Genomic DNA, 15721 nt, shown 5'->3' with positions numbered 1-15721 from the left:
CGCGAGTGTATGGATTCGCCGGACAAATCATGGGACTTCACAGAAAATGTGAGCGCCGCTGCCTTCGGGCCGCGGCAGCCGCGGACCACAGACGTCGCAGTGGGGTGAGGGCCACTGCGTGAAGGGCGTCCCCGCCATCCCGGAACCGGCGTGCGATGCCCGCGAGTGTGAAGTGTGTGGCGGTCGTGCTGACGTGGTTGAGGTCCAGGAAGACGGCGGAGGCCGTACGGGAACCGGAGCGCGAAGGGGAGATCGACAGGCGGGAGGCAGAGGACTTCATCCGGCTGTACCACGCGGAGAACCCCTCCGCGGGGCCGGTGGGACCCCGGCTCAGGGAGGTCCTCGCTGAGGTCTCGCAGCGGGGGACGTACACCCACACGCCCGAGGAACTGGAGTTCGGCGCCCGGGTGGCGTGGCGCAACAGCAACAAGTGCATCGGACGGCTCTACTGGCGTTCGCTGCGCGTGCGGGACCACCGGCACGTGGACACGGCGGACGGCGTCGCCGAGGAGTGCGTGGAGCATCTCAGGGTCGCGACCAACGGCGGCCGGATCCGTCCGACGATCACGGTGTTCGCCCCCGACACGCCCGGGGAGCGCGCGCCGCGAATTTGGAACGACCAGCTCATCCGGTACGCGGGGTACGTCGGCTCCGACGGCTCCGTGACCGGCGACCCCGCGAACACCGAGATCACGGAGTGGGCGCGCCGGATGGGGTGGCGGGGCGAGGGGACCAGGTTCGACCTGCTCCCGCTGCTCATCGAGACCAAGGACATCCTCTCCATGCGCGAGGTGCCCTCCGACGCGGTCCTGGAGGTGCCCCTGCGGCACCCGCGGCTGCCCTGGTTCGCGGAGCTCGGGCTCAAGTGGCACGCGGTGCCGGCGATCTCGAACATGTCCCTGGAGATCGGGGGCGTGACCTACCCCTGCGCGCCGTTCAACGGCTGGTACATGGGCACCGAGATCGGCGCGCGCAACCTGGCCGACGCGGACCGCTACGACCAGCTCCCCGTGGTGGCCGAGCGGCTCGGCCTCGACACCTCCCACGACCGGACGCTCTGGCGCGACCAGGCCCTCGTGGAGCTGAACCTCGCCGTGCTCCACTCCTTCGAGGAGGACGGCGTGACCATGACCGACCACCACACCGAGGCGCGGCGGTTCATGATTCATCTGGACAAGGAGGAGCGCAACGGGCGGGTCTGCCCCGCCGACTGGTCGTGGATCGTGCCGCCGCTGTCCGGGGCCGCCACGCCGGTCTTCCACCGGTACTACGACGACGTGAGCCTCACGCCCGCCTTCGTCCGCCGTACCCGGGACTGACGGCCCGGCCGTTCCCCGGGACGGCCTCCTGGGGTAGAACATAGTTCTGCGAAGGAGGCGGCCATGGTGGTGCTGTCCGAGGACGACGGCGGCGTGCGGCTCCTGACGTTCAACCGGCCCGACCGGCTGAACGCCTGGACCGACGAGATGGGACGGAGCTACTTCGACCTGCTGGAGGAGGCCGACCGCGACCCCTCGGTGCGGGCCGTCGTCGTCACGGGCGCGGGACGGGGCTTCTGCGCCGGGGCGGACTTCCGGACGCTCACCGAGATCGGGTCGGGGGAGTACGCCGGGAAGCCGGACGACCGGCCCACCACGTTCCCGGCGACGATCCGCAAACCGATCGTCGCCGCCGTGAACGGCGCGTGCGCCGGCCTCGGCATGGTGCACGCCCTCGTCTGCGACGTCGTCCTCACGGCCGAGGACGCCAAGTGGACGACCGCCTTCTCCCGTCGCGGGCTGATCGCGGAGTACGGCCTGGCGTGGATCCTCCCCCGGCTCGCCGGGCAGGCCCGGGCCATGGACCTGCTGCTGTCCGCCCGGGTCTTCAGCGGCGCCGAGGCGTACGCCATGGGCCTGGCCGTCCGGGCCGTGCCGGGGGAGCGGCTGCTGGAGGAGGCCCTCGCCTACGCGGGCGAGCTGGCCAGGGAGTGCTCGCCCACCTCGATGTCCATCATCAAGCGGCAGGTGTGGGGCGACTGGGAGACCGGGCTCGACGAGTCCCGTGACAGGGCCGTCCGGCTCATGGCCGAGTCGTTCGGGCGGCCCGACTTCGCCGAGGGAGTGGGCGCGTTCCTCGAACGCAGGCCCCCGCGGTTCCCGCCGCTCGGCTGACCCCTACCGGCGGGGAGCGCCGGGCCGCACCGGGCGGGAGCGCCGGCGCGGCTTCGTGGTCCGCGGCGGGTCAGGCCAGCCTGCGGGCTCCGGGGGCCGGGACGGCCGGCAGGAACTCGGGGGCGGCCCAGCCGCGCTCCTCGTAGGCCCCGGCGACCGTGGCGCGCACCCGGTCCACCCGGTCGTCGGCCACGAGCGCGATCGCCGAGCCGCCGAAGCCGCCGCCGGTCATCCGGGCGCCCCGGGCGCCGCCCTTGATCGCCGACTCCACGGCGACGTCGAGCTCGTCGCACGACACCTCGTACTGGTCGCGCAGGGACAGGTGCGACGCGTTGAGCAGCGCGCCGATCTCCTGGACGGCTCCCGCCCGCAGCAGCCCGATCACGGCCTCGACGCGGTGGTTCTCCGTCACGACGTGCTGGGTGCGCGCCCGCTCGTCGCCGCTCAGCCGGGCCAGCGCGGCGGTGAGGTCGGTCACGTCGCGCAGGGACGCCAGGCCGAGGTGCTTGGCGGCGTTCTCGCAGTCCCGGCGGCGGCGGGCGTACTGCCCGTCCGCCAGTTCGTGGTGGACGCCGGTGTTGATGATCAGCAGCTGGAGTCCGTGCGCGGCCAGGTCGAACGGGATCGAGCGGCTGCCCAGGGAGCGGCAGTCGAGGAAGAGGGCGTGCCCCTCCTGGCTCAGCGCCGAGGCCGCCTGGTCCATGATCCCGCACGGCATGCCGACGAAGTCGTTCTCGGCCTTCTGGCCGATCCTGGCGAGCTCCATGCGCTCCAGGCCGAGGTCGTACAGGTCGTTCAGGGCGAGGGCGGCGCAGACCTCCAGGGCGGCGCTGGAGGACAGCCCGGCGCCCGCGGGCACGTCGCCGTCCATGACGATGTCGGCGCCCCCGACCGGCAGGCCGCGCTCGCGCATGACCCACACGACGCCCACGGGGTAGCGGGCCCACCCCTCGGCCCGGTCGGGGTCGTCGAGCACCTGGTCCTTGCCCGGCGCCTGGAGCGAGCGGATGCGGATCACGCCGTCCTCACGGGGCGAGACGGCGGCGGTGACGCCCCACGGGACCGCGAACGGCAGGACGAAGCCGTCGTTGTAGTCGGTGTGCTCGCCGATCAGGTTGACCCTCCCCGGCGCGTGCCACACCCCGGCGGGCTCGGCGCCGTACGCCTCCCGGAAAGCATCAACAACGCGCATAATCACACACTCCTCAACAACTCCGGCCTTCCCGTAGGGTAGCGCCTCCCGTCGCCCGCCAGGGTCCGGATGATCAGGGAGCCGGTGTCCGGTCGGGACGGACGCAGGGCGAGGTGGCGGCGAGGTAGAGATGGTCCCCCTCCGCCCAGGCCAGCGCCAGGACGAACCCGTCCGGCCGCGACAGGGCGGACACGTTCGGATGCCCGGACTCGAAGCCCCCGGTTCCGACGAGCGTGTGCCCCTGCCTGGTCCACTCGTCCACGACCTGACGTGCCACGTGGACGTTGTCCCGTGCCGGCACCTCGCGCAGCCAGTAGGCACGGCTCACGACGATCCGGCCGGCGCCGCCGTCCGAGGCCTGGCAGCGGCCGGGGACGGTGAACAGTGTCAGAGGCTCCAGGCGGGGGTGCGGACGCAGGACCGCCGCCGTGGAGGTGATGAGCGCGCCGATGCGGTCCAGCGCCTCGTGCTCGCTCAACGTCCTGTCCACCGCTTCGCTCCTCACGCCCCCGCAGCCGACCAGCACCGCCGCCAGAAGAGCGCACAGCACGCGTCTCACCGGTCCCACCCCCGCAAAGCGTCGGGGGCGAGTTCCGGCATCAGCAGCTCGGGCCGTTCGAGCGGCTTCGGCTGGATGAGCGCGTCGTACCGGCCGTTCACGATCATCGCCATGTTGAGCAGCGACGCCGAGTGCGGGTTCCAGTAGCTGGAGTGGGCGTCGGCGATGAGGGTGCGCTGGACGAAGAAGCGGCGGGCGCCGAAGGAGGCGTCGCCGGGGTCGGCGGCGAAACGGCCGAGGTACGCCACCGGGTCGTTGCCCGCCTCGCCCACCCAGACGTGCGCGGCCGGGACGCCGAGGTCGGTCGCGTGCTCGACGCCGACTCCGGGGCTGCCCACGAAGACGAACTCGTCCGCCAGGCGACCCGGCCGCAGCAGGGCGGCCTTGCCCGCGACCAGGGAGCCGTAGCTGTGGCCGAGGACGACGTTGCGCGCGTCCGAGGCGGGCCGGTGGGCGGCGTGCAGCCCGTCGGCGAAGGACGCGAGCGCTCCCGCGCCCGCCGTGGCCGGCGCTTCCGTCGCCACCGACGTCCCCGGCGTGATCATCGCCGGTCCGATCTGCGGGGCGTCGTACCCGAGCCAGGCGATCGAGGCGACCCGCCGCCCGGTGGCGGTGGCCCGGCACTGCTGCCACAGCTGGCGGGCCCGCTCGACGTCGCCGTCCGCGCCGTCGAGGCGGCTGCCGAGGCCGGGGACGTACGTCACCGTCGTGTCGGCCGTGTCGGGGTCGCCCCACGAGACGACGAGCCGCCCGAGCCCGGTGGGGTCGAACGCGAGCAGGTACGCGTGCGGGAGGCCGCCGGCGCCGCCCGGCGCGAGCGCCCGCTCGACCAGGAGGACCTTGTCCAGGGCGCGCTGCGCGGCGTCGAGGGTGAGGAGCACGCCGGGCTCGCCCGTCCGCCCCATGAGCGCGACGAGCCGGCGGCACTCGGCCGTCAGCCGGGCCTTCTCCGCCGTCAGGAACAGCCGGTTCGCCCGATCGCGTACGGCGGCCGGAAGGCCGTCGAGCGAGCCGACGCCGCCGGGCGCCGCGGCGACCAGTTCGTCGCGCCGTTCCTGGGGCAGCGCCCGCCACCAGGCGTGGACGCGGGCGGCGAGCCCGGGGTCGGCGCCCCGCGCCTGCAGGGCGAGCAGGGCCGTCAGGGCCCCGGCGTCGCCCGAGGCGGCGCGTCGCAGCAGCGTCCCGGCGTCGCCGGGGTCGGCGGCGAACGCCCCGAACAGCCCGAAACCGATCAGGCCGGCCGGCACGAGACCGGTGCCGTCCTCCGCCCGCTGGATCAGGTCGAGGCGGCGGCGCAGGTCCCGCGCCTGCTCGGCGGCCCAGGCGGCGATCCGGGCGACGGTCAGGCCGTCGCCCGCCGGAAGGCACAGGGCGGCCAGCTCGGCCCGGAGGAGGGTCGCGAGATCGGGCAGGCGGCCGGCCGCCGTGTCCAGCGCGGCGATCAGGCCGCCCATCGCCCGCGGGTCCACCCCCCGGTACGGCCCGGGCGTCGCCACCATGACCGTCACGGACGTCCGCACCTGTGGCACGCCGGGGGAGGGGGAGCCCTGCCGGGCGGCGAGGGCGGAGACCGCGCCGAGCGCCGACTCGAGGGCGGACTGGAGGGCGGCGCGGTGGCGGGCGAGGTCGTTCGCGAAGCGGGGGGCGCCGCCGCCGACCCAGGCGTGCGCGGCCGTCAGACGGGCGGCCGGGTCCAGGTCGGCGCAGTGGGCGGCGGCCGCGGCGGCGAGCCTGCCCATCGTCCGCGCGGCCGCCGTTCCCGACATGAGCGCCAGCTTCGCAGGGGCGGGCCGGTCCTCTCAGACGATCGCCGCTTCCTCCGGGTAATTCCCGAAGGCCCGGGAAGACGCCGGAAGCCCGGCTCCCAAGGGGGGCCGGGCTCCGTGACCGCGGTCGTCAGCTCTCGGCGGCGACGGTCGCGCGCTCGTCCGGGACGCAGTGCGTCATCTTCAGGCCGGACACGTCGCGGGGGCCGTTCTTGCCGAGGTTGGCGAGGCGCGCCTGGTCCTCCTCCGTCAGGTCCTGGCCGGCCAGCGGCTCCAGGTGCTTGACGTCGTCAGGCGTGATGCCGAGACCCTCGCCCACACGCAGCCCGAGGTCGTCCTCGGCCAGCAGGAGGTGCCAGACCATCCGCTCCTGGATGGGACGGACGCACTCGGACAGCATGGTGGTCAGGTTCTCCACGAGGTCGTCGCGCTCCCACTCCTCCATCAGCAGGTAGCGCTGGCCCGGCTGCGTGTAGTCGTCGGTCCGCGGGATCCGCTTGCGGGTGATTCGGCCCACGATCTCCGGACCCTGCTCGTCGTGCGTCGGATACTCCGCCTCCCTGAGCCCGCCGGTGATCGAGGGCTCGTAGTTGACGTGCGGGTTCTCGCCGCCTGTGTCGACGTGGTAGGTCATCAGGCCGTCCCGCTGATTGGTCCGCACCTGCGCGTTCTTCGCCTGGTTGACCGGAAGCTGCAGGTAGTTGGGCCCGACCCGGTACCGCTGGGTGTCGCTGTAGGAGAAGGTGCGGCCCACGAGCATCTTGTCGTCGGAGAAGTCGAGGCCGTCGACCAGGACGCCGGTGCCGAACGAGATCTGCTCGTTCTCGGCGAACTGGTTGGACACGTTCCGGTCGAGGACCATGCGGCCGACCGGCTTGGCCGGGAAGACGTCCTCGGGCCAGACCTTGGTGTCGTCCAGCGGGTCGAAGTCCAGCTCGGGGTGCTCGTCGTCGCTCATCATCTGGACGAGCAGCTCCCACTCGGGGTACTCGCCCCTGTCGATGGCCTCGCGCAGGTCCCTGGTGGCGTGGCCCAGGTCGTTCGCCTGGATGCGGGCCGCGTCCGCGGCCGTCATGCTGCGGACGCCCTGCTTGGGCATCCAGTGGTACTTCACCAGCCGGGTCTCGCCCTCGGCGTTCACCCACCTGTACGTGTTCACCCCGAACCCCTGCATGTGCCGGTAGCCGGCCGGGATGCCGCGGGGGCTGAACAGGTTGACGAGCATGTGCAGGCTCTCGGGGGTCTGCGACATGAAGTCGAAGATCCGGTTCGGGTCCTGGCGGAAGGTGACCGGGTCGGGCTTGAGGGCGTGGATGACGTCGGGGAACTTGACGGCGTCCCGGATGAAGAACACCGCGAGGTCGTTGCCGACGAGGTCCCAGTTGCCGTCCTCGGTGTAGAACTTGACGGCGAATCCGCGCGGGTCGCGGGCGCACTCGGAGGAGTCCCGGCCGCCGATCACCGTGGAGAAGCGGACCGCGACGTCCGTGCGCTTGCCGGCCTCCTGGAAGAGCCTGGCCCGGGTGTACCGGGCGATGGGCTCGTCGCCCCAGGAGCCGTAGGCCTCGAAGAATCCGTACGACGTGGTGCCGCGCGCGTGGACGACCCGCTCCGGGATGCGCTCCCGGTCGAAGTGGCTGATCTTCTCGAGGAAGTGATAGTTCTCGAGGGTCGCCGGCCCGCGCGCGCCGATGGTGCGCTGGTTCTGGTTGTCGTAGATCGGGTGTCCCTGCCGGTTGGTCAGCACGGGACGATCGTCCCCGGGCCCCGGTCCTTTGCTCGACACGTCCGTCATGCCGGACGTCTCCTCTCATCGATGTAGGCCGCGTTTAGCCCTGTTCGTGCATGTCAGGCACTCCCTATCCGCTTTTGCGCGGCCTATTCATCGATTTACGACGCGAAAACCGGGTCGATTCAAGTTTTGCTTGGCTCGCCCCGGTAGGTGCCGAAGGACCAGAGGTTGCCTTCCGGATCCCGCACCTCGAACCCCCGGGAGCCGTAGTCGTGGTCCTCCGGCTCCCGGACGACCCGCGCCCCCGCGGCGGTCGCCCGCGCGTACACCGCGTCGGGGTCGTCGGTCACGACGTACGCCCCGAACGATCCGGGGGTGAGGTTCCACGTGTCGCCGGGGGTGTCCCGGACCGACCCGAGCATGATCCCGCCCCCGAGGGGCCAGGTGAGCTGGGCGTGGTCGACGTGGTCCCCGTCGCCGTACACGGCGGTCTCCTCGAAGCCGAACGCGTCGACGAGGAACCGGATGAGGGCGCGCGCGTCGCGGGCGCGCAGCGTGGGCCAGACCTGGGGCGGTGGTGTGGTGTCGCTCATGCCCACGAGTCTGTGGCCGTACCGAGACCGGCGGCTTGGACGTTTCGGAACCAGGGGAACTCCTCGGCCAGCCACGCGCTGGGCGGCAGCCCGGCCAGCGCGCCGAACTCGCGCGCCAGGTGCGCCTGGTCGCAGTAGCCGTGGGCCGCCGCGGCGTCGGCCAGAGTGAGGCGCGACCCGGTCAGCGCGGCCTGTTGCAGCGCCCGCCGCACCCGGTGGAACCGGACGACCCGGCACGCCTCCTTCGGCCCGAGTCCGATCTCCCGCCGGAACCGCTCGGCCAGGTGCCGGGTGCTCCATCCCACGCCGGCCGCGAGGTCCGCCACGCTCACGCCGCCGCCGCTGGAGGCGACCCGCCGCCAGGCCCACTGGACCTCGGCCGCGGGCGCCGGCGCCGAGGCCACGCGGCGCAGCAGCACCTCGTCGAGCACGGCGAAGCGCTCGGACCACCCGGGGGCCTCCCGCAGGCGCTCGCGCAGTTCGCACGCCAGAGGCCCGAGCACGTCGGCGCCGTCCAGGTCCAGCCCGGACAGCTCGCCCGCCGGGACTCCCAGCAGGGCGCGGGCGCCGGGCGGCGTGAGCGAGATCTGGACGCCCGACTGCCTCCCGTCGTGCGTGATCAGCGCGGGCGTGGTGTGGAGCCCGCCCACCAGCGTGTCGTACGACCCGGGTGGGGTGCGGGGGTCGGGGTGCGCGGCCACCACGAGCGGGTCGTCGAGCGTGACGATCAGCGTGAGGTACGGCGAGGGCAGCCCGCGGTGGACCCGGGGCGCCGCGCCGGCCTCCCGGTAGCCGCCGTACTCGGCCACGAGCGCCCGGAGCGGGAGCGCGGGCGGCCGCCGGACGTACTCGCCCAATGGTTCGCCCGCCACCTCACGCCCTCCAGCCCGCGCCGGTCCCTCCCCGCGGGGAGGGGTTCCGCTCCCAGTCTGCCCCGGCGCGGCACGGTCGCGCGTCCCCTCGCTCGTCCCGGCCTCGCAGGGGGGCCGGCGGGAGGCGCGGGCGGGGAGCGGGCGAGGTCAGGCGCCCGGGGCGCCCTCGGCGTCGAGGTCGCGGCCGAGGAGCTCGGCCAGGGAGGCCAGCGCCTCGTCGGCGCCCGGGCCGTCCGCCTCCAGCGTGACCTCGGTGCCGTGCTCCGCGCCGAGGGACAGCACGGCCAGCATGCTGTCGGCCCGGACCGGCGCGCCGTTCCCGACGCGGATCCGCACCGGCGTCCCCTGCCTGGCCGCGGCCTGCACGAAGATCTTGGCGGGGCGGGCGTGCAAACCGGAGCGCGACGCGACCGCCACGGTCCTTTCCGGCATCGCGAACCTCCTTCAGGGCTCGATGGTGACCTTGATGGCCGCGCCGCGGCCGACGACGTCGATGGCGTCCAGGACCTCGGGGAGCCCGAGCCGGTGGGTGATGAGGTCGGCCACGGGGACGGCCCCGCCGGCGATCAGGCCCAGGGCTCGCGCGTTGTGTGCCGGGCTCGACCCGTTCGCCCCGACGATCGTGAGCTCCCGGTAGTGGACGAGGTTGGAGTCGAGCCGGATGACCGGGTCGTCCTTCGGCAGCCCGCCGAAGAAGCTGATCCGCCCCTGGCGGGCCGCCATCTGCACCGCCTGCTCCTGGGCGGCGCCCGAGGCCGCCGCCGTGACGACGACGTCCGCCCCGCGTCCTCCGGTGAGCTTGCGCACCTCGTCGACCAGGTCGACGTCGCCGGCGCAGATGGCCGCGTCGGGCCGGACCAGGTCGGCGGCCATGGCGAGGCGGTCGGCGTTGAGGTCGGCGAGGAACACCCGGCCCGCCCCGCGCGAGCGGGCCAGCCGCACGTGCAGGCAGCCGATCGGCCCGGAGCCGACCACCACGACGTCGTCGCCGTCGCCGACCCGGGCCAGCTCCTGGCCGTTGAGGACGCAGGCGAGGGGCTCGGCGACCGAGGCCTCCGCGAAGCCCACGCCGTCCGGGATCCGGTTGAGGCCGTCCACGGCGAGGACCTTGGCCGGCACGATCATGTACTGGGCGAAGCCGCCGTCGTAGTGGTAGCCCATCGACTCCTGGTTGGGGCAGACGGTGCGGTGCCCCCGGCGGCACTCCTCGCAGACCCCGCAGGGGATGGCGGCGATGACCTGGACGCGGTCGCCGGGGCTCCACCCGGTCACGCCGTCGCCCAGCTCGGCGATCTCGCCGGCGATCTCGTGCCCCATCACGCGCGGCGGCCTGATGTGGTGGTGGCCGTACCGGAAGATCTTCACGTCGGTGCCGCAGGTGGAGCAGTTGCGCACGCGCACCTTGACCTCGCCGGGGCGCGGCCGGGGCTCCGGCACGTCCTCGAGGCGGATGTCGCCGGGCGCGTGGAATCGGGCGACCTTCACTCGGATGCGTCCTCTCCTTCGGAGTCCGGATCGGGGGTGAGCAGGGCGACGACCGCGGCGACCTCGGTCGCGTCCCGCAGCGCGGCGGCCCGGTCCGGGTCGAGCAGGATCCGCGCGAGCTCCGACAGCAGCCGGACGTGGCCGTCGCCGCGGGCGGCGATGCCGACGCACACCGTCACGCGCTCGCCGTGCCAGTCGACCCCGCCGGGGAAGCGCAGCACGCAGACCGCGTCGTGCCGGACGGCGTCCTTGGAGACCAGCGTCCCGTGGGGGATGGCGACTCCCTCCCCGACGTACGTGGAGATCGACCGCTCCCGCTCCAGCATCGCCTCCGTGTACGAGCCGTCCACGGCGCCGACGGCGGCGAGGGTCCGCCCGCACTGCCGGATCGCGTCCTCGACGTCCGCGGCGACGGCGTCCAGCCGTACGGCGCGGGGGTCGAGGGGGAGCGGGGCCGTGCCGGCCCGGTCAGCCATTGATCGTCCCGCCGTTCTTGATGGTCGTGACGAGCCGGGTGACGGCGGGGTCGCCGATGAAGACCTGGAACGGCACGAGCACGACGCCGGGGGCGGTCGCCCGGGCCCGGGCCGCCAGCCCGACGTGGCACAGGATCACGTCGGCGTCCGTGGGGATCGAGTTGACCGGGGTGTGCTCCACGGCGACGGAGGAGCCCTTGAGCTGCCTGCGGAGCTGGCTCGCCAGCATCACGCTGCTGCCCATCCCCGCGTCGCAGGCCACGACGATCTTGTGGACGTCCTTGCTCTCGATGGTGGACACGGCGTCACGCCTCCTTGGCGGCCGGAACGGTGGTGTTGATCTCGACGGCGGTGGTCTCGGGAGTGGTCCCGTCGGCGGCCGTCCCGTCGGCGGCGTCCGCGGCCTCGGCGGCCTCGGCGGCCTCGGCTGCCGGCTCCCCGGAGTCGTCCCCGGCGCCCCGGCCGAAGCCGAGCAGGGCCGACGCCACCGCGAACGAGACGGCCGTGGCGACGACGATGCCGGCGATCACGCCGAACCAGCCGCCCTTGGGGGTGACGGCCATGTAGGCGAAGATGCTGCCGGGGGACGGCGTGGCCACCAGCCCCGCCCCGGTGACCAGGAACGTCAGGATGCCGGACGCGCCGCCCGCGATGACGGCCAGGATCAGGCGCGGCCTCATCAGCACGTACGGGAAGTAGATCTCGTGGATGCCGCCGAGGAAGTGGATCACGATGGCGGCGGGCGTGCTGGGCCGCAGGGCGCGCGGGCCGAACAGCAGGTACGCGATGAGCAGGCCGAGGCCGGGGCCGGGGTTCGACTCCAGCATGAACAGGATCGACTTGCCGTGCTGGACCGTCTCGGCGACCCCCAGCGGGCCGAGGACGCCGTGGTTGATCGCGTTGTTGAGGAACAGGACCTTGCCCGGCTCGATGATGACCGAGGCGATCGGCAGGAGGTGGTGGTTCACCAGCCACTCGACGCCGCTCTCCGCCACCTGGGTGCACCGCTCCACGACCGGGCCGATGGCGAGGACGCCGGCGATGGCGGCGAGGGCGCCCACGATGCCCGCGGTGAAGTTGTCCACCAGCATCTCGAACCCGGCCCGCGTCCGCTCCTCGGTGAACCGGTCGACGTGCTTGAGCACGTACGCGGCGAGCGGGCCCATGATCATGCCGCCGAGGAACATCGGGACGTCCGCCCCGACGACGACGCCCATGGTCGCCACCGCGCCGACGACCGCGCCGCGCTGGCCGTGGACCATGCGGCCGCCCGTGTACCCGATGAGCACGGGGAGCAGCACCTTGATGACCGGGCCGACCAGGGCCGCCAGCGTGGTGTTGGGCACCCAGCCGGTCGGGATGAACAGGGCCGTGATGAGGCCCCAGGCGATGAAGGCGCCGATGTTGGGCATGATCATCCCGGCGAGGTGACCGCCGAAGCGCTGGATCGTCGCCCTCACACCGGTTCCGTGGACGGTGGGGGTGTACGGGGTGGCCAATGTCGTGCTCCTTCCGGGGCGGCCGGCCCGGCGGGCCGGCTGGGGGGAGTTGCGCCGCTCATCCCCCGGGCGTGAGCGGCAGGGCCGGATCAGGGGTGGTGATCCGGACGGCTGTGCGGTCGATGTCGGCCGGACCGGGCATCCGGCTGCCGGGCAGCCCGACGGCGGCGCTCGCCCATGCGAGGCCCTCGGCCAGCGCCTCCTCGCCGCGGGCCCCCGCCGCGAGGAAGCCGGCGAGCATCGCGTCGCCCGCGCCGACGCTGCTGCGGGGCTCGGCGACCGGGCAGTCCCCGAACCAGGCGCCCCCGTCCTCGACGAGCAGGGCGCCGTCGGCTCCGAGGCTGGTGAGGACGGAGCGGGCGCCCATCGCCCGCAGCTTCCCGACGGCGTCGATCACGTCGCCCAGGTGGGCGATGTCGGCGCCCGTCGCCTCGGCGAGCTCGTCGCGGTTGGGTTTGACGAGGGCCGGTCCGGCGCAGACCGCGGAGACGAGGGCCGGCCCGCTGGTGTCCACGGCCAGGTGGATCCCCGCCGCCCCGAACCTGCGGCACAACCCGGCGTACACGTCCACCGGCACGCCGGGGGGCAGGCTGCCCGAGGCGACCACCCAATCGGCGGACCGGGCCGCGTCGAGCACGGCCGCCGCCAGCGTGTCCAGCTCGGCCGCCGTGAGGGCCGTGCCCGGCTCGTTGACCTTGGTGACCGTGCCGTCGGGCTCGGCGAGCGCGACGTTCGAGCGGGTCGGGCCCGCCACCGGCACGGGGATCATGTCGATGCCCTCGACCGACAGCAGCTCCACGAGCCGCCGCCCCTCGCTGCCGCCGTACGGGATGACGGCGCACGACCTGACCCCGTTGGCCAGCAGGGCCCGCGACACGTTGACGCCCTTGCCGCCGGGGTCGAGGTGGGCCGCGCCCGCCCGGATGACGGCCCCGCGGGTGAGCGCGCCGACCTCGATCGTGCGGTCGAGGCTCGGGTTCAGGGTCAGCGTGAGGATCATGCCCGGACGACCTCGGGACCCGCCGCCGCCAGGTCGGCCGCCAGCTCCAGGTCGAGGCCCGCGTCCGTGATGATCACGTCGATGTCCGCCAGGGTGGCGAAGCGGGCGAGGTAGTTCCCGGCGAACTTCGTGTGGTCGGCCAGCAGCACGGACCGCTGCGCGGAGGCGATCATCGCCCGCTTGATCGCCGCCTCGGCCGGGTCGGGGGTGGTGAGCCCTCGTGCCACCGAGCAGCCGTTGGTCGCCATGAAGGCGACGTCCACGTGGAGCTGGGAGAGCTGCTGGAGCGCCCAGTCCTCGACCGTGGCCAGCGTGCGCCCGCGGACCCGGCCGCCGAGCATGAGGACGGTCACGGAGGGCCGGGTGGCCAGCGCGGTCGCGAGCGGCGGCGAGTTCACGACGACCGTGAGCTCGCGGTCCGCCGGGAGGACCTGCACGAGGCGGCCCATGGTCGACCCGGCGTCGATGATGATCGCGCCGTCCTGCGGGAGCTCCGCCAGGGCGGCTTTGGCGATGCGCTCCTTCTCGGCCGTCATGACCTCGTCGCGGGCGGCGAGGGCGGGCTCGAACCCGAGCCGCTCGACCGGGATCGCCCCGCCGTGCACCCGGCGCAACACGCCCGCGCGCTCCAGGACGGTGAGGTCGCGGCGGATGGTCTCCGTGGTGACCCCGAACTGCTCGGCGAGCGTCACGACGTCCACCCGCCCCGCGGCCCGGGCGGCGCTCAGGATCTCCTGCTGCCGTTCCTCGGCGTACATCGTGTGGGTTCACCGCCGTTTCAATGTTGTTTCGTATGTGTTTATCCCCGCATTTGTGGAACGTCAAGAGGGTGAGCATCACGAAACAGGCGCGCCCGCGCCGATCGTCCCGGCGTACCCTGCGCTCGTGACCTCCGGACTTCTCCTGTGCCGCGACCCCCTCCGCCCCAGGACGCCCGACGCCCACTTCCGCCGCGACGCCCAGGCCGTACGCGACCTCGGCGGGCGCCTCGCGCTCCTGGACCACGACGCGCTGACGGCCGGGGACGCGGCGCGGGCGGTCGCCGGCGTGCCGGAGGGGTTCGGCCCGGCCTGGTACCGCGGCTGGATGGTCCGCTCGGAGCAGTACGCCGAGCTGTCCCGCGCCCTCGCGGACCGGGGATGCGTCCTGCTGACGACCTCCGCGGCGTTCCAAGCGGCGCACGAGCTGCCCGGCTGGTACGACCTCTTCGCCCACCTCACGCCCCGGACCGTGGTCGTGCCGCTGCGGTACGGCGAGGTCCCGCACGAGGCGGACCTCGTGGCGGCCGTGCGGCCGCTCGGCGGCGGGCCGGCCATCGTCAAGGACCACGTCAAGTCGCGCAAGCACGAGTGGGACGACGCCTGCTTCGTCCCCGACACGGCCGACGCGTCACGGCTGTCCGCCGTCGCCCGCCGGTTCCTGGAGCTCCGGGACGAGGACCTGGTGGGCGGGCTGGTGGTGCGCCGGTACGAGCGCCTTCTGCGGCCGGAGGTCCGGGTCTGGTGGCTGGACGGGAAGGTCCTGTACGCCGGACCGCATCCTGACGAGCCGGAGGCGGCGGTGCCCGCCCTCCCACCCCTGACGGAGGTGGCTGAGGCGGTCGCGGCGCTTGCGTGCCGTTTCGTCACCTCCGACCTGGCCGTACGGGAGGACGACGGCGCGCTGCGGGTCGTGGAGGTGGGAGACGGCCAGGTGAGCGACCTGCCCCGCGGGGCCGGCGCCGACGCTGTGATCGGCGGGCTCGTGGCGGCCGCTGCGGGGCCGGACGGCGGGGGCGCGGGCTAGGGTTCCGGCATGGGCATCGCGTGGAGCACGCACCTGCACGACCAGCTCGACTGGCACTGGCGCAACCATCTGCGTCCCCGGCTCGACGGGCTCACGGACGAGGAGTACCTCTGGGAGCCGGTGGCGGGCTGCTGGAGCGTCCGTCCCCGCGGCACCGGCACGGCCCCGGCCTCGGTGGGGGACGGAGAGTACGCGATCGACTTCGCCCTGCCGGAGCCCCGCCCGGCGCCGGTGACGACGATCGCCTGGCGGCTCGCGCACGTGATCGTCGGCGTCCTCGGCATGCGGTCGGCCGCCCACTTCGACGGCCCTCCGGTCCACCACGACCACTTCCCGTACGCGGGATCGGCCGCCGAGGCCCTTCGTCAGCTTGACGCGGCGTACGCGGTCTGGATCGACGGGGTGCGCGGGCTCGGGGAGGAGGGCCTCGCCCGGCCGTGCGGGCCGAGCGAGGGCCCGCACGCCGAGTTCCCGCTGGCGGCGCTGATCCTGCACATCAACCGCGAGGTCCTCCACCATGGCGCCGAGGTCCTGCTCCTGCGCGACCTCTACCGCAATCGCCGCACGCTCGGCGACCGGGTCCCGGCCTCGTGACCGCCGGGCCCCCGG

At 73.8% G+C, this 15721-nt stretch carries 17 protein-coding genes; 4 read left to right on the top strand and 13 right to left on the bottom strand.

Annotation, left to right across the window (positions count from 1 at the left end; all coding sequences use genetic code 11):
* Positions 1-176 precede the first annotated feature (176 nt).
* Positions 177-1319, top strand: a complete 1143-nt coding sequence (locus Mco01_RS02700) for a nitric oxide synthase oxygenase (protein ID WP_239103284.1) — start codon at positions 177-179, stop codon at positions 1317-1319.
* A gap of 63 nt (positions 1320-1382) precedes the next feature.
* Complete coding sequence (locus Mco01_RS02695) at positions 1383-2153, top strand: enoyl-CoA hydratase-related protein (protein WP_204055301.1); 771 nt, start codon at positions 1383-1385, stop codon at positions 2151-2153.
* Positions 2154-2223: 70 nt separating this feature from the next.
* Here the strand turns inward: Mco01_RS02695 and galK are convergent, their stop codons facing one another.
* The 13 genes from galK to Mco01_RS02630 form a co-directional block, all read right to left on the bottom strand.
* Entirely contained in the window at positions 2224-3345 is a 1122-nt protein-coding gene (gene galK, locus Mco01_RS02690) for a galactokinase (protein WP_204055300.1), read from the bottom strand.
* 73 nt (positions 3346-3418) lie between these two features.
* A complete protein-coding gene (locus Mco01_RS02685; protein WP_204055299.1) occupies positions 3419-3835 on the bottom strand; it encodes a hypothetical protein in 417 nt (138 codons plus the stop codon).
* Positions 3836-3900: 65 nt separating this feature from the next.
* On the bottom strand, positions 3901-5670 hold the full coding sequence (locus Mco01_RS02680; RefSeq protein WP_204055298.1) for an alpha/beta hydrolase: 1770 nt from the start codon (positions 5668-5670) through the stop codon (positions 3901-3903).
* 130 nt (positions 5671-5800) lie between these two features.
* On the bottom strand, positions 5801-7465 hold the full coding sequence (locus tag Mco01_RS02675; RefSeq protein ID WP_204055297.1) for a catalase: 1665 nt from the start codon (positions 7463-7465) through the stop codon (positions 5801-5803).
* 119 nt (positions 7466-7584) lie between these two features.
* Positions 7585-7995: a VOC family protein gene (locus tag Mco01_RS02670; protein WP_204055296.1), complete on the bottom strand. Its 411-nt coding sequence runs from the start codon at positions 7993-7995 to the stop codon at positions 7585-7587.
* Positions 7992-8867: a helix-turn-helix domain-containing protein gene (locus tag Mco01_RS02665; RefSeq protein ID WP_239103283.1), complete on the bottom strand. Its 876-nt coding sequence runs from the start codon at positions 8865-8867 to the stop codon at positions 7992-7994. The genes Mco01_RS02670 and Mco01_RS02665 overlap by 4 nt, the downstream gene beginning before the upstream one ends.
* A gap of 147 nt (positions 8868-9014) precedes the next feature.
* Positions 9015-9299, bottom strand: a complete 285-nt coding sequence (locus Mco01_RS02660) for an HPr family phosphocarrier protein (protein WP_036322191.1) — start codon at positions 9297-9299, stop codon at positions 9015-9017.
* Between the two features lie 12 nt (positions 9300-9311).
* Positions 9312-10352: a zinc-dependent dehydrogenase gene (locus Mco01_RS02655; protein WP_204055295.1), complete on the bottom strand. Its 1041-nt coding sequence runs from the start codon at positions 10350-10352 to the stop codon at positions 9312-9314.
* Positions 10349-10828 (bottom strand): PTS mannitol transporter subunit IIA, encoded by a 480-nt coding sequence (locus Mco01_RS02650; protein WP_204055294.1) that lies wholly within the window; start codon positions 10826-10828, stop codon positions 10349-10351. The genes Mco01_RS02655 and Mco01_RS02650 overlap by 4 nt, the downstream gene beginning before the upstream one ends.
* A complete protein-coding gene (locus Mco01_RS02645; protein ID WP_036322186.1) occupies positions 10821-11129 on the bottom strand; it encodes a PTS sugar transporter subunit IIBC family protein in 309 nt (102 codons plus the stop codon). Before Mco01_RS02645 ends, Mco01_RS02650 begins: the two co-directional genes overlap by 8 nt.
* 4 nt (positions 11130-11133) lie before the next feature.
* Positions 11134-12327: a mannitol-specific PTS transporter subunit IIC gene (mtlA, locus tag Mco01_RS02640; RefSeq protein ID WP_204055293.1), complete on the bottom strand. Its 1194-nt coding sequence runs from the start codon at positions 12325-12327 to the stop codon at positions 11134-11136.
* A 58-nt stretch (positions 12328-12385) separates the two neighbouring features.
* A complete protein-coding gene (gene pfkB / locus Mco01_RS02635) occupies positions 12386-13327 on the bottom strand; it encodes a 1-phosphofructokinase (protein ID WP_204055292.1) in 942 nt (313 codons plus the stop codon).
* Positions 13324-14085, bottom strand: a complete 762-nt coding sequence (locus Mco01_RS02630; RefSeq protein ID WP_204055291.1) for a DeoR/GlpR family DNA-binding transcription regulator — start codon at positions 14083-14085, stop codon at positions 13324-13326. The genes pfkB and Mco01_RS02630 overlap by 4 nt, the downstream gene beginning before the upstream one ends.
* A gap of 127 nt (positions 14086-14212) precedes the next feature.
* Here Mco01_RS02630 and Mco01_RS02625 point away from each other — a divergent pair, with 127 nt between their 5' ends.
* Positions 14213-15112, top strand: coding sequence for an ATP-grasp domain-containing protein (locus Mco01_RS02625; RefSeq protein ID WP_204055290.1), 900 nt, complete (start codon positions 14213-14215; stop codon positions 15110-15112).
* Between the two features lie 9 nt (positions 15113-15121).
* Entirely contained in the window at positions 15122-15706 is a 585-nt protein-coding gene (locus tag Mco01_RS02620) for a DinB family protein (RefSeq protein WP_204055289.1), read from the top strand.
* Positions 15707-15721: the final 15 nt, after the last annotated feature.

Origin of the sequence: Microbispora corallina, from assembly GCF_016863035.1 — a bacterium.
Classification (GTDB): domain Bacteria; phylum Actinomycetota; class Actinomycetes; order Streptosporangiales; family Streptosporangiaceae; genus Microbispora; species Microbispora corallina.
This window is presented reverse-complemented; position numbering and strand designations above follow the sequence as displayed.